The organism is Armatimonadota bacterium (genome assembly GCA_016125185.1).
In the GTDB taxonomy this organism is placed as follows: Bacteria; Armatimonadota; Fimbriimonadia; order Fimbriimonadales; family Fimbriimonadaceae; genus Fimbriimonas.
On record WGMG01000004.1, the window covers coordinates 122,047 to 134,893 of the forward strand.

12 protein-coding genes are annotated in these 12,847 nt (G+C 60.5%); 8 read left to right on the forward strand and 4 right to left on the reverse strand.

Annotated elements, in window-relative coordinates; all coding sequences use genetic code 11:
* The first annotated feature begins 202 nt into the window (after window positions 1–202).
* Together GC165_06080 and GC165_06085 are read left to right on the forward strand one after the other, a co-directional pair.
* Window positions 203–1,276, forward strand: coding sequence for a hypothetical protein (locus GC165_06080; GenBank protein MBI1332428.1), 1,074 nt, complete (start codon window positions 203–205; stop codon window positions 1,274–1,276).
* 9 nt (window positions 1,277–1,285) lie between these two features.
* On the forward strand, window positions 1,286–2,527 hold the full coding sequence (locus tag GC165_06085; protein ID MBI1332429.1) for an aminopeptidase: 1,242 nt from the start codon (window positions 1,286–1,288) through the stop codon (window positions 2,525–2,527).
* Window positions 2,528–3,033: 506 nt separating this feature from the next.
* Here GC165_06085 and GC165_06090 read toward each other — a convergent pair.
* A complete protein-coding gene (locus GC165_06090; GenBank protein ID MBI1332430.1) occupies window positions 3,034–3,378 on the reverse strand; it encodes a hypothetical protein in 345 nt (114 codons plus the stop codon).
* A 36-nt stretch (window positions 3,379–3,414) separates the two neighbouring features.
* Between GC165_06090 and GC165_06095 the strand changes: the two genes are divergently transcribed.
* Window positions 3,415–4,080: an MOSC domain-containing protein gene (locus tag GC165_06095; GenBank protein MBI1332431.1), complete on the forward strand. Its 666-nt coding sequence runs from the start codon at window positions 3,415–3,417 to the stop codon at window positions 4,078–4,080.
* 3 nt (window positions 4,081–4,083) lie between these two features.
* Window positions 4,084–5,412 carry a DUF2478 domain-containing protein gene (locus GC165_06100; GenBank protein ID MBI1332432.1) on the forward strand — a complete coding sequence of 443 codons (1,329 nt, stop codon included), beginning with the start codon at window positions 4,084–4,086 and terminating at the stop codon, window positions 5,410–5,412.
* Between the two features lie 34 nt (window positions 5,413–5,446).
* On the opposite strand, the gene GC165_06105 is transcribed toward GC165_06100, so the two are convergent.
* The 3 genes from GC165_06105 to GC165_06115 form a co-directional block, all read right to left on the reverse strand.
* The gene (locus GC165_06105; protein MBI1332433.1) at window positions 5,447–7,924 is read right to left on the reverse strand and encodes a hypothetical protein; all 2,478 of its coding nucleotides are present in this window, start codon (window positions 7,922–7,924) and stop codon (window positions 5,447–5,449) included.
* Window positions 7,925–8,508: 584 nt separating this feature from the next.
* Window positions 8,509–8,850: a hypothetical protein gene (locus GC165_06110; protein MBI1332434.1), complete on the reverse strand. Its 342-nt coding sequence runs from the start codon at window positions 8,848–8,850 to the stop codon at window positions 8,509–8,511.
* A 270-nt stretch (window positions 8,851–9,120) separates the two neighbouring features.
* Complete coding sequence (locus GC165_06115; protein MBI1332435.1) at window positions 9,121–10,473, reverse strand: ribosome biogenesis GTPase Der; 1,353 nt, start codon at window positions 10,471–10,473, stop codon at window positions 9,121–9,123.
* A gap of 54 nt (window positions 10,474–10,527) precedes the next feature.
* Between GC165_06115 and GC165_06120 the strand changes: the two genes are divergently transcribed.
* The 4 genes from GC165_06120 (at window position 10,528) to GC165_06135 (ending at window position 12,845) form a co-directional block, all read left to right on the forward strand.
* Window positions 10,528–11,106, forward strand: coding sequence for a hypothetical protein (locus tag GC165_06120; protein MBI1332436.1), 579 nt, complete (start codon window positions 10,528–10,530; stop codon window positions 11,104–11,106).
* 30 nt (window positions 11,107–11,136) lie between these two features.
* On the forward strand, window positions 11,137–11,583 hold the full coding sequence (locus GC165_06125) for a hypothetical protein (GenBank protein MBI1332437.1): 447 nt from the start codon (window positions 11,137–11,139) through the stop codon (window positions 11,581–11,583).
* Window positions 11,584–11,724: 141 nt separating this feature from the next.
* The gene (locus GC165_06130; GenBank protein ID MBI1332438.1) at window positions 11,725–12,291 is read left to right on the forward strand and encodes a hypothetical protein; all 567 of its coding nucleotides are present in this window, start codon (window positions 11,725–11,727) and stop codon (window positions 12,289–12,291) included.
* Window positions 12,288–12,845, forward strand: a complete 558-nt coding sequence (locus GC165_06135; GenBank protein ID MBI1332439.1) for a hypothetical protein — start codon at window positions 12,288–12,290, stop codon at window positions 12,843–12,845. The genes GC165_06130 and GC165_06135 overlap by 4 nt, the downstream gene beginning before the upstream one ends.
* Window positions 12,846–12,847 lie beyond the last annotated feature (2 nt).

Below are 12,847 nucleotides of genomic sequence, written 5' to 3' on the forward strand. Positions count from 1 at the left end.
CTGGATGGCAACTTCTCCACAAACCTAAAGATTCCTGTGAGATTTCAACTGGCGGAGTAGGCTTCTAGCCTTCAACGACGACTAGGGCTACGCGGGAAAAGAAGAACTCTGTGGTTAGCGCCGCAGTAACGTGCGCTACGCAATTTTCACATCGCATGGGCCACCCAGAAACCTCGGCCCAAACCAGTAAACTACCAACGCCTTGATCCCCACTGACTGGCTCGATGCTCTCGCGAGCGTCGGCAGCCTCACCGATAAGCAGCTTCAGAACCGTTTTGGTGCGGAGGCGTCGCGCTGGGCGCGGCAACAGGAGGAGCTTCGCAAGAAGGCTCGGGCCAAGTTCGCGGAGGCGGACACTATGCTGTTCGATCGGGAGGCGCTGGAACAGGCCACCCACGAGGCGATCGCTCGGTACCATGCCTCGCGCTTTCCATTGGGTGCCAAGGTAGTAGACCTGACCTGCGGCATCGGGAGCGATCTTCACGCCTTTGGATCGGGTGCGGTTGGCTTCGAGATCGACGCTTTGCGCGCCGAATACGCCCGCCACAACTGCCCGCTGACCGAGGTTCGCACTGAAGACGGCCTCGCCTACGCCCAAAGCTCTTCCGACCCCTATCTATGGGCCGATCCCGACCGTCGCGATTCCAGCGGCCGTCGCCTGGCCGACCCGTCGCAGTACGCTCCGAACCCGCTGGACATTCCGCGCGACCGCCAACTGACCGGCATCAAGCTCTCGCCCATGCTCGCCGACGAATTCCTTGCCGAGGTCGGTCCGCGGGTCGAATTCGTCTCATTCCGGGGCGAGTGCCGGGAGGCGGTGGTCTGGGCGGGAAAGCTAGCCGAAGCTGGCATCTTCGCCGTTCGCATCGAAACCGGCGCGACACTCGGCCGCGAACCCACTTACGACCAAGTCGATGAGGCGGGCGAGTTCATCTTCGACGCCGATCCGGCGGCGGTGCGAGCCCACGCTCTCGGCGGCTTCGATCGACCTCAGTTGGGCGATTCGCCTGGCTATGTGACCGGTGGCGACCTTGAATCCGAGTGGCTGACGCCCTACCGCGTGCTGGCCGCCGGCACGTACGACGCCAAACGCATCAAAGAAGCTCTGCGCAACTTGGGACGCCGCGTATTCGAGGTGAAACAGCGCGGCGCAGGCGTGGAACCCACGGCGGTCATGCGCCAGGTGCGCACCGACGGCGACCCGGCCAGCCTGATTTGTTGGCGTGTCGGCAAGAGCGTGCGCTGGGCGCTGGCCGAGCGGGTCGGACGCGGGTAGCATCAAGCGATGCAACGAAGCTTCGCCGACAAGCTCCAAGATTACGCCGCCCTTACCATCCGCCTTGGGATCAACATTCAGCCCGGACAGGAGCTGTTTCTCACCGCGCCGGTGGCAGACGTCGAGTTTGTGCGCCTGCTGGTAGCCGAGGCATACCAGGCGGGGGCGAAGAACGTTCAAGTCAATTTCGTCGACGACATCGCGGCCAAATCCCGCTTCATTTACGGCTCGGATGAGGCGGTAGCCTACGCGCCCAAGTGGTTTTATGACGGCGTAGCGAACGCCATGGAAGCTGGGGCGGCTCGGCTCGGCGTGATCAGCGAAGACCCGGGCCTACTGAGCGACATCGATCCCGCCAAGGTCTCGACGTGGTACGGAGCCGCGGGTGCGGCAGCCAAGCGAGTGGGCGAACTGGTCGGCAGTGCGGCCATCAACTGGAGCCTCGTGGCCGTGCCGAACCCGCGATGGGCGCGCTTGGTGTTTCCTGGCGACAGCGATGAAACTGCGGTGGCGAAGCTGTGGGAGGCGATTTTCACCTGCTGCCGCGTGGATCAGCCCGATCCTTTGCAGGCGTGGCGCGACCACTGCGACAACCTCGCTCTACGTCGCGACTACCTGAACCAATTGAATCTGACGGCGGTCTGCTTCCGGGGTCCTGGAACGGATTTGGAAGTCGGCTTGGTCGATCAGCGAATCTGGATCGGCGGATGGGGAACGGCCAAGAACGGCGTCACCAACGCCCCGAACATCCCCACTGAGGAGATTTTCTCCATGCCCCACCGAGACCGCGTGCAAGGCACGGTTTCCAGCACGCTTCCGCTGAGCTTGCGGGGGCAGGTGGTCGATAAGATTCAGGTGGAGTTTAAGGACGGCGTGGTGGTGCGCGCCTCGGCGGGCGAGGGCGAAAAGACGCTGATCGGCCTCCTGGACACCGACGAGGGCTCGCGCCGATTGGGTGAGGTCGCGCTGGTGCCGCCCGGGTGCGCGGTGGCCCGCACCGGCCTGCTGTTCACCAACACACTGTACGATGAGAACGCGGCTTGCCACATTGCGCTCGGCTCATCGTTTGCCGAGAACATGATGGGCTACGACGACCTGTCGGCCGACGAGCGGCTGGCAGCGGGGTCTAACGACAGCCGCATCCACGTGGACTGGATGATCGGCTCACGCGAGGTCGAGGTCGATGGCATTTTGCCTAGCGGCGAGCGCAAGCCTCTGATGCGCGGTTTGGACTGGGTCGAGGCGGTTTAGGAGGATTTGGTGCAAAGTGCGGAGTGCGGAGCAAACTGCCGAAAGGACTTGGATCACCACGGTCCTTCAGACCTCGTGCCGTTTGTCGATCGATACCCAGCCTTCGCAGGCTGGGCTAACTTGGATCGCTCCGTTGGAGCTCACGCAAGAGGAGCTGTTTGGGAGTTGCCCCGATCTCGGGACACAATGCGGCGCTAAGCGCCGGGTCGCTTTCGCTCCTTGGACGATTACAGTTACGAGGCTGTCCAGGGGTCTTTGCTTCGCTTCGACACCCTGGCTAACATCTGCGACCCCTCCGGGGTCGAGACCTCTTTGCGCGAAGATCCGCTCCTGGGAGAGGAAACAAAGCCTCGGGTGGCCCGTATAGCCGAAGGCTATGCGGGAAATTGACCAGCCATTAGACGAGGTCAGCATCCCGGATGCTGGAATTAGCCACGCTACGCCCCTTGAGGGGAGTCGGCAAGCGTAGCGAGCCGGTAGGAAGTCCGCACAAGCAGGCGCGCTACCTACAATGCGTCCGCTTTCCCGTACAGCCGAGCGGGTGGCTCCGAGAAGTACTTGAACAGCGCCGGGCACAGCCACCCTTCCATTTCCAGTCCCGCGCAGTAGTACACGTTGCCGGACATCTCGGGACGCCGCCACTCGAACTCGTGTTGATACCCAGGGAACGGTTCGGCGGAAAACACCAGCCGGAAGCCCTTTTCGGCGTCAGGGATGTCCTTCGTCCAGGCGTCTAGAATCGTATCCGCTCCGCCCACGAATGGTTCTTGCGACAGACCCACTCGCTCGTCGTCGAAGACCCAAATACCGTACGCCTTGTACGGCGAAATCACAAACAGCGAGTTGCCCATCGCTCAAGTTTACTGGGTGAGAGGTACGCTCCAGACGTGCTCGCGGGTGAGATTCTTTCGGTCCAGGTGGGCCTGCCCAAGGTCTACCAAAGCGCCTCAGACGATGGCGAGGATCGCACCTGGTCGTCCGGCATCTTCAAGCGCGCGGTCGAGGGTCCGGTCCGTCTCGGCGAGACGAATTTGGACGGCGACGGGCAAGCCGATCTGGTCCATCACGGCGGTCCCGACCGGGCTCTGCTCCTCTATTCCGCCGCCCATTACCCCTTCTGGGAGGATCGCTTCGGACACTCCCTCGAGTTCGGGAGCTTTGGCGAAAACCTCACAATCACAGACATGGACGAGCTTCAGGTTTGCCTCGGCGACCGCTTCACTATCGGTGAAGTGGAGATCGAGGTCAGCCAGCCGCGTCTGCCATGCTTCAAACTGGCGCGACGCCTGGACAAACCTGGTTTGAACCTGGAAGTGATGGAAAACCGACGCGGCGGATGGTACACGCGCACGCTCAAGTCCGGCTCGATCCAGCGCGGCGATCGCTTGCAGCAGACGGCTCAGCCGAACCCGCAGTGGACCATCGACCGGTGTTTTGCCACCTTCATCAGCGAGAAAAAGGACCGTGACGTGCTAGCCGAGCTCGCCGCCCTGCCGCAACTCAGCGAGCTATGGCGCACCAACCTCCAGCGCCGCCTCGCGCAACTCGGGTGACCCATGCTCCTCGTCGCGATCACCGGGCCGGTTGGAAGTGAGAAAACCACCACCCTGCGCGATTTCGCCGAGTGGACGACCGAGCAGGGTGCGCGAGTCGATGGCTTTGTTTCGTTGGCGGGCCGACGTCCGGTTGCCCACGAAGGGGCCGACGCCTACACGTGGCTGTGGGTACGCACCAACGACCGCCAGCCTTTCGCCCATCGCACCCCCGACGGACCGTTTGAGGTCGATCCCGCCGCGCTTGCGAGCCTGGCCGAGTGGGCGGGCGCATTGCCGCCCAAGCTGGATCTCGTGGTCATGGACGAGTTTGGCAAGTGGGAAGCGGCGGGCGAGGGCATCCTTTCGGCCTGGCCGGCGGTGGCGGCGGCCAAGCCGCGCATGGTGGTCGTCACCCTCCGCCAAGGCCTGCGGACCGAGATCGAAGCGAGGCTGGGGCGACGATTCGACCGCGTCCTCGATGCCGACGATGGCGACACGGCCGGCGAGCTTCGGAGCATGTACTCCGAGTTGAGGGATTGGGAGCGGGTCGGCGTGTTTGGCGCGACCTCGGGTGGGCTGGAGTGCTCGCTGGGTACTTATCTGCATGCCACCCGATTCCCGTTTACCGGCACCGTCATGGGCTCGCTTCAGGCGGCCACGCTGGCCCTCGCCTCGCGCGATTTGGGCCGCAAGGAGCTGGTCGTTTGGATATCGAGCATCGCTGCCGGGCTGAAGGCGTTCAGCCCCAGCAGTGCGCGGTTTACGCCTATGCTCGCCATCGCGGTGCAGGGCTTTTTGTTCATGACCGGAGCCGCGATTGGACGCTGGACCCGGCTCGGATTCGCCCTCGGCGCGTTCCTGGTCGGGCTGTGGGCGGCGCTGCAAGGACTGCTGATTCAGGGGCTGTTTTTCGGACGTCCGTTGGTGCGGGCCTACGGCTTTGCCGTGGCCTGGATTCGAACGCACCTGGGCCTCTCGCCGCCGAATATCTGGGTCGCGATGCTGATTCTGTGTCTGGTGAACGGCCTGCTGTCGGTGGGGCTGACGATGCTGATCGTGCGGCGCACGCCGCGCCTGCCGTCGCCGTCATCGCCGGGTTCGGCGGTCCGCCGCCAATGGCTGTTTTGGACTCCGCTCGTCGTAGTGTGTACGGTACTGTTCGCCGCGGGCGAGAACCCCACTAGCCTACTGTGGGTGGTGTTTCGGTACGCGGCGGTCTCGGCGATGCTGTTCGGATTGGCGCGAGCCCTGCGCGGGTTTGACCTCGAAGGGTTGCTGCATCGGCGCGGCCTCTGGGGTCCAGCGGTCGCTCTGCGGACGGCGAAGGACGAGCGTAAAGAAAGTGCTTAGTGCCAGGTGCCCTCGGCACTAAGCAATCAACCGGCTACCGAACCTGCCACTCCAGAATCCCGCCCGAGAAGCCGGTTTGGAGTTGCACCTGCAAGCGCAGTCCGCTGACCGTCAGCGGCGCGAAGTTCACGCGGTTGAACAGGTCGCGGTCGCATCCCGGCTCGCCGTTGGGTTTGATCGGTACCCATTTGCCGTCCACCAGTCCCAAAATCGACCAGCTTTTCGGCACTCGGCACATGCCGTGACCCGAGTCGTCGAACCAATACACGTCCACACCCTTCACCGAGCGCGGCTTCTCGAAGTTGTACTGCACCCACTCGGTCGAGCCCTTGTGGTCCCACCACGTGAAACGCGGGATGCCCTCGTCGCCGGACGATTTCGGCAGAATGCCATCGCACATGGCGATCACGTCGTCGCTCTCAAACACGTGCGAGGCGGTCGGGCCGTACGGAAGCGGCTTCGGCGGCTCGGCCCACGCCTTGCCATTTTTGGCCAGCCACGGGAACGCCGAGATGCGCAGTCGCGCCGCGCCCATCGGCACCAGCGTGATCTTCTGCACCGGGTCGGCGGAGACGGTCGGGCTCTGCTGAAGCTCGGACACCAAGCCGAAGCGATCGATGGTCCAAGAAGGCAGGATCGCGCCCTTGGCTTGAATCTGGATCGGCACCTCGTCGAGGGTAAATGGGAAGTTGGACGACGGCCACGGACGCTTGGCGACGGTCAACGACCGCTCGGGGTGCGCGGGGTCGATCGCCAGCGCATAGTTCCACGGAGTGGTGGGCGTGTAGGCGTAGGCGGGCCATGCCTCGGTATCCAGCGATTTCTGCCATTGCGAGTCGCCGAGGGCGGTCTTGGTGCTATCGAACCGCGTCACTTTCTCGCCGATCTTGAGCGAGAAGGTGAGGGGGCCATAGTCCACGCTCACGCTGTCGTGGTTGGCTTGCCACTGCTGGACGCTCAGCTTCATCGGCAGTTCCAGCGCGACCTTATCGCCGGTCTTCCAGGCTCGCTCGATGCGCATAAAGCCGGACTCCTTGCCCGCCAGCGACATTGCCTTGCCGTTCACGGTCAGCGTTGCGTTCTTGGTCCACGCGGGTAGGCGCAGGTACAACGGGAAGCGGTTCGATTTCTTGCCGGTGTCGATGCTCAAGCGGATGCTCTGCTCGAACGGGTAGTGCGAGTCCTCCTTGATCGTGACCGAGCGGCCGTCGCCTGCCTTGGCCGTCACCGATGACGCGCTGTACAGGGCGGCGGCGAGGCCGTTGTCGTTGGTGGCCATCCACAGATGCTCGCTGAAATAGGGCCAGCCCATGCCGTGGTTGTGCTGACAGCATCGGTGGCTCAGCGGGTTGTACATCGTCATCGGGCCGCCGTTTTGGTAGCCCGGCGCGTGGTTGAACTGGTCGGAGGTCGCCATGTTCGGGCTAGTGAGGTAGCGGAGCGATGTGCAGTCCGGCGTGAGGGCGGCGGGGTAGGTGTTGAAGGCGACGTTTTCGCAATGGTCGGCCCACATGGTGTCGCCCGAGATGCCGAGAAGCTCCTCGTCGGAGTACATCTGCTCGACCATGCCGCAGGTCTCGACCGCCTGGCGCGGGTCAGATTTGCCTGGTCGCGCGTTCTCGTCGGCGCCGTACATGCCGCCGGGAACGTTGCCGTACAGCCGCCGCAAGGTGGCGAAATTGTTGTAGGCGGCTTGGAGCGATTGGCTCTTCTTGCTCTGCTGGAAGAAGATTCCGGGCTCGTCGAAGCACTCGGCCACGTTGACGTTGTGCCAGTCCGGCAGACTGTCCTTCATCGACCAATCCATCGTTCGGCGGTGGTTCTTCTCGGCCAACTCCAGCAGTTTAGCGTCGCCGGTGAGGTCGTACAGCCAGTAGATGCTCGACAGGTTGTCGCCGCCGCGCGCGTGCTGCCAGTAGCCGGTTAGGAACTCCTTGTCGGGAATGGTGAGTTGGTAGTGGAAGTAGCTCGTCATCAGGTCGATCACGCGCTTGTCGTGGGTCGCCTCGTAGTAGGTGCGCAGGCACTCCAGCATGAGCATGTTGCCCCAGAAATCGCGCGAGCCGTCGTCCATGTGCTGGTTGGGGCCGAAGTCGCCGTCGGGTCGCTGACTGGCCAGCGCCGCCTCGATCCAGCCTTGCGCCTCCTTGATCATCGCTGGGTCCTTCAGTTGGTAAGCCAGACTGATGTAGCCCTTCAGCCAGTAGGGGACCTCTTCCCAGCCCGCGTGGCCCTTGCCGTCCTTGTCTAGCCAAGCGTTGCCATCGACCTTCAGCCAAGCGCTGATGTGGGGCAGATTGCCATTGAGCCCGGCGCGTTGGCGCTTTAGATACTCGCGAAGCCATCCGCTGGCCGTGACTGATCCGACCGGGAGCTTGATGAGCGGATTTCGGGCAAGAGGAGCGCGGTTGCCCACGTAATATGCGTTGGCCGATGCGACGGAAGGCGACTTGACGAAGGTCACCTGGTCACCGGCGGCAAGGACAATCGAGAGCGCGAGCTGACAAAGCATGGAGTAAGGTCAAGGTACCCGAAGTGGGGTAGAGTTGGAGGTCTGCTGAAGCCTGAAGCCTATTCTCTACCTCACCTCTTCGCGAGCTCCTACGTCGCGCGAAGGTCCTCTCCTGGTAGGAGAGGAAATGGGTCCTTCCGAAATTCCTGGTGGCATATAACCGAAGGCCATGCGGGATGGGAAAACCACGGTCCTTCAGACCTTCTTATATAGCATCGATACCCAGCCCGCAAGGGCTGGGCTAACTTGGATCGCTCCGTTGGAGCGCAAACGAGAGTAGCCGTTTAGCAGTTGTGAGCGTTTCGTGGGTGGGTTATTGAGCGGAAAAGCCCCGAATCGCTACCTCGGCGCCGAGACTCAGTGCAAACTCTCGAATCAGTGAGGAGAGGTTCTGAGGTTCAAAAGTCTTCAAAAGACTGGATGACGTCTGAGGAAAACGCCTTGACCTTCCGACGAGACGCTCACATCCCTTGGTCCTCGCTGGATAGGATTGGTGGGCGCTGGTAAAGACGTCTGCTCGCCCGCCGAAGAAGGGCGAAGCTGGGATTTACCAGTGGTTCCCATCTGGCCATCATTTGTAGGGGTCAAGCCGTCTCGCGCCGAACCACTAGATCGATCGATTGAGCCAGCACAATGGCTAAGGTCATGGCGGTGGCGTAAGCAAAGAAGGCTCTTGCAAAAGGACTTACCGCAAGACAGGCGAAGACGATCAGCACCGCCGCACCCACCGATAACCAGGCGACGACCTTCACCGTCTTCCGAAGTTTTTCTGGGCCGTAGGGCTCCTTTGGCTTACCCTTGATCCATGCTTCGACCTGCTTATTGAGATAGATGCAGAGCCCAGCAAACAAGCCTAATGCAATGGCGGCGTTGAGGCGATCATTGAAGACTAGAAAGCCAATTAGGGCCAGGGCGCCCGGCATCATATCCAGGAGATAGGATAGGATTTTGGCCAAAGTCCTCATCGATCACATTGAGATTACACGATTGGGGGGAGGGGCAAGGCTGTTGTCGGTTTGACATCGTTTCGAACGCTTTCGCCTTTCCACCGGCTCGCTACGCTTTCCCTTCACATAAATCCTGCCTTCGTGGCAGGATTCATTGCGGACCCTTCCCCCTTGGAGTAGCGTGGTCGACTCGCTTAATTGGAATGTTAACCGCACTTGTGGCTAGAAGCTGGAAGCTAAAGCCAACCCCTACTTCTCATCCCGATCGTGGCTACTTCGCGCGAACAGCCGAATCGGCGTGCCTTGAAGCGGGAAGAGTTGCCGGATGCGGTTCAGCAGGTACCGGTGGTAGCTAAAGTGCATGATGTCTGGGTCGTTGCAGAACAGCACGAACGTCGGCGGCGCGGTCGAGACCTGCGTCGCGTAGTACACCTTGAACTGCCGCCCCTTCGTCACGTGCGGGCGGTCGAAGATCGCGTCTTGGATCAGGCGGTTGAGCTGACCCGTCGAGATGCGGAAGTTGTAGCTCTCCAAGGCGCTGAGCACCGAGTCCAGCGCAGGCTCGAGTCCGGCGTGCTCCTTGGCCGATGTGAACACGATCGGCGCGTACGAAAGCTCGGGCATCTGGTCGCGAAAGATCTTGATGAAGTCCTTTTTGAGTTGGGAATTCTTCTTGGGTTGGCCGTTCGGCGGCTCCTTGACGTCCCACTTGTTGACCACCACCACGCACGATTTGCCTGCGTCGTGGGCCAGCTTCATCACGCGTTTGTCGCCGTCGGTCAGGCCCTCTTCGCCGTCCACCACCGCCATGGCGCACTCGCACCGGTCGATAGCCTTCTGCGCGCGGTTGACCATGTAGTACTCGACCGAGCCCTGAATCTTGCCCCGGCGGCGGATACCCGCCGTATCGATCAGGCGGAAGGTCTCGCCTTCGTAGTCGAGTTCGGTGTCGATCGCGTCGCGCGTGGTGCCGGCAATGTTCGAGACGATCATGCGCTGTTCGCCGGTAAAGGCGTTGACCAGCGAGCTTTTGCCCACGTTCGGTCGTCCGACGATGGCGAGGCGAATCTCCTCTTTCTCGTCCGGGTTCTCGGTGACTGCGGGAAGCATAGCCACGATCTCGTCCAGCAGGTCGGCCACGCCGCGTCCGTGCAGGCTGGAGACCGGGTAAACCTGCCCCAGACCGAGGCCATAGAACTCGCCCGCAAAGTCTTCTCGGTCGAAGTTGTCGGCCTTGTTGGGCACGACTAGGATCGGGGTTTTGATGCCGCGAAGCTGGTTGGCAAGCTCGCGGTCGTCGGGGTGGACGCCGGAAGTGATATCGGCGAGAAAGACGATAGCATCGGCCTCGGAGAGCGCAACATTGGCTTGAACGCGAATCTGCTCGGCGAGAGGGTCGGATTCCTGGAAAACGATACCGCCGGTATCGACGACGTTGAACCGTTTACCGTTCCAGGTGACTTCGGCGTACAGGCGGTCGCGGGTGATTCCGGGAGTGTCTTCGACGACGGCGACGCGTTTTCCGACCAGGCGATTAAAAAACGTCGATTTGCCGACGTTGGGTCGTCCGACAATGACGACGGTTGGAAGAGATTTTTTCATCGCGGGTGCCTCGGGCGAAAAACATGCGGGCCGTAAAAGGGTACCTTAACTCTAATGCGAGGGCTGATTTTCGGGGGTGCCGCCTGCCTCCTCGCGCCGAGCACGTTCGCCCAGGCGCTCGACGACCAGTTTCACTACTATACGTACGGCAACGTCGCCCACTCCCTGCTGATTTTGGGGAGCTCGGATTCGCGTACCGGCGGTGGATTGTCGATGGCGGTCGGACGCCTCGACCCCAAACTGAGGCTATTCCGCCATGTCGACGGCGAGCTGATCTGGGAAGGGTACTACCTGGTCACCAACGGTAAGAGCAACACCCAGTTTCCTGCCGAAACCACCGAAGCGTGGGGCGCGCTGGCGACGGCGCGATACCGCTGGACCGTGCGACGGGGCATCAGCTTCTATGGCGACCTCGGGTTCGGCGTGCAGTTTGTGGACCACGTGACGAAGGACCTGCGGCTGGCCAACAACACGACGCCGGTCTTCGGCATCGGGCTAGAGTTTTCGTACGCCAACAAGACGGCGCTCCTGCTGGGCGGGCGAGTCCTGCACGCCAGCAACGCGGGGCGGACGTCGCCTAACCCGGGGCAGAATATGCTCCAGTGGTACATCGGCTTCCGGTACCAGCACTAGCCGCGCTTTTCGGGCGTGATACAATGCCGCATGCACCCCGAGCCACGGGAGTATCTGGAGTTCATTGCTTGCTATTCGCCGGAGCTCCAGGCGTTGCATCGGGCCGCGCGCCAGCGGCTGTTGGACCTCCTACCGTCGGTCATCGAACTGATGTTCGACGCCACGCAGGCGGTGACGACCGGCTTTTCGTTCACCGAGAAGTCGCGGGACCACTTCATCCATTTACCGATGTACGGCAAGGGGATCAACCTCGGCTTTAACCACGGCGCGAAGCTCCATGACCCTGAGGGGCGGCTGATCGGGACGGGTAGCCAGGTGCGACATCTGAAGCTTCGAGATCTGGCGGTGCTGGACGACCCTTACGTGCTCGATCTCATCGAGCAGTCGATGGCGCTCGCACCGAAGCCGGATGGCGAGGTGGAGCCGAAGACGGTTATTCGGGTGATGGAGGGCGCGAAACGCCGTCCGGGGAAATAGATAAAGAGTCCCACCCAAATGAAAATGTGATTTTATGCCGATAAAATATTAGAAAGGCCTTGACAACTAAGAACTTGAAATACTAGGATTTAACCTATTATTGTCACGCTTTTGTGGGGTTGTGATAGGATGCTATCATCAATGAAAAAGATTGGAACTGAAGCAACCGAAAAGATTCTAGACCGTGTATTTGCGATCAAGCAAATTCGCTTCATCCAATCGACTGCATATACTACCATCATTTCGGTCACTGGAGTGGTCGCAATGGCATCGTTCTTCTTTCTCGCTTTCACGGTACTTTCTCCTCGCTACGTAACAAATGGTCCAAGTCACGTCTTCCCTGAGGAACCCTTTATTCTGCCTACCTCAATACAACAGAAGCTATCCGAGAGACTGAAGGAAGTATTCAGGAAGCCATCGAAGATCATCATTCATCTAACTAACCGATGTACAACATGTACTCTTGGCCCTCAAATTGAAGAAGTAGGGCAGTATTCCGACCACATTCAAATGGTCTACATGCAAGATTATCCTCCCAAGGATTTTTCTAAAGGCAAGGCTCAATTCGTTATTTCCGACCCTGATGGCAAGTATATTCCAAGGTCCCAAGCAGTTAACTTGCCGCGAACCTATGAAGTATTTCTCGACGGGTCGACAGCTAGATGGCAGCCGCTCACGGACATGCGTCAATGGAGGAAGCGAATTTGACCCGCGCGAAGAGAGGATTAACCCTTGTTGAGATTTGCATGGTGAGCTTTATCCTTGCCTTTCTGGCCGCGATGACGTTCCCGATCATTGCCTCGGCAAAAATGTCTGCCAAGGAAGCCGCCGCCACATCAAATCTTCGACAGCTTGGCTTGGCTATCGAGCTCTATCGTCAGGACAATGACGCGCTTCCTAAGCCTGGTCTTCCAGACTACACCATCGTCGATTATTTTTCTGCTCCGCAGGTATTCGGAAGTCAGACGGCGCCACTTTGGATGAGTCCGTGCGGGACCCATCCTGATACGGCATTCCTGGTTGCCAAGGCAAAGACGAATTTAATGTATTTAGCGTCCACGCAAGAGGATGAGCTCTTTGTGCGGGCCTATCAGGAAAAAGGAGACTCGACAGCGTTCCTATTTGATTTGAATTGCAACCCTGCGGATACATCCGTGGTGGAAGGAATCTATATCAAAAAGAAAGCGATTGCCCTCAGACTCGACGGCTCTGTGGAGAAAAAGTATAAATACGGGTCTCCCTATGACCCACTCGATTGGTAGAA

What these genes read in the sequence shown, in the direction of transcription:
- GC165_06085 (MBI1332429.1), top strand. Translation starts at nt 1,286, where the DNA reads ATGCAACGAAGCTTCGCCGACAAGCTCCAAGATTACGCCGCCCTTACC.
- GC165_06090 (MBI1332430.1), bottom strand. Translation starts at nt 3,378, where the DNA reads ATGGGCAACTCGCTGTTTGTGATTTCGCCGTACAAGGCGTACGGTATT.
- GC165_06100 (MBI1332432.1), top strand. Translation starts at nt 4,084, where the DNA reads ATGCTCCTCGTCGCGATCACCGGGCCGGTTGGAAGTGAGAAAACCACC.
- GC165_06105 (MBI1332433.1), bottom strand. Translation starts at nt 7,924, where the DNA reads ATGCTTTGTCAGCTCGCGCTCTCGATTGTCCTTGCCGCCGGTGACCAG.
- GC165_06110 (MBI1332434.1), bottom strand. Translation starts at nt 8,850, where the DNA reads ATGATGCCGGGCGCCCTGGCCCTAATTGGCTTTCTAGTCTTCAATGAT.
- GC165_06115 (MBI1332435.1), bottom strand. Translation starts at nt 10,473, where the DNA reads ATGAAAAAATCTCTTCCAACCGTCGTCATTGTCGGACGACCCAACGTC.
- GC165_06120 (MBI1332436.1), top strand. Translation starts at nt 10,528, where the DNA reads ATGCGAGGGCTGATTTTCGGGGGTGCCGCCTGCCTCCTCGCGCCGAGC.
- GC165_06125 (MBI1332437.1), top strand. Translation starts at nt 11,137, where the DNA reads ATGCACCCCGAGCCACGGGAGTATCTGGAGTTCATTGCTTGCTATTCG.
- GC165_06130 (MBI1332438.1), top strand. Translation starts at nt 11,725, where the DNA reads ATGAAAAAGATTGGAACTGAAGCAACCGAAAAGATTCTAGACCGTGTA.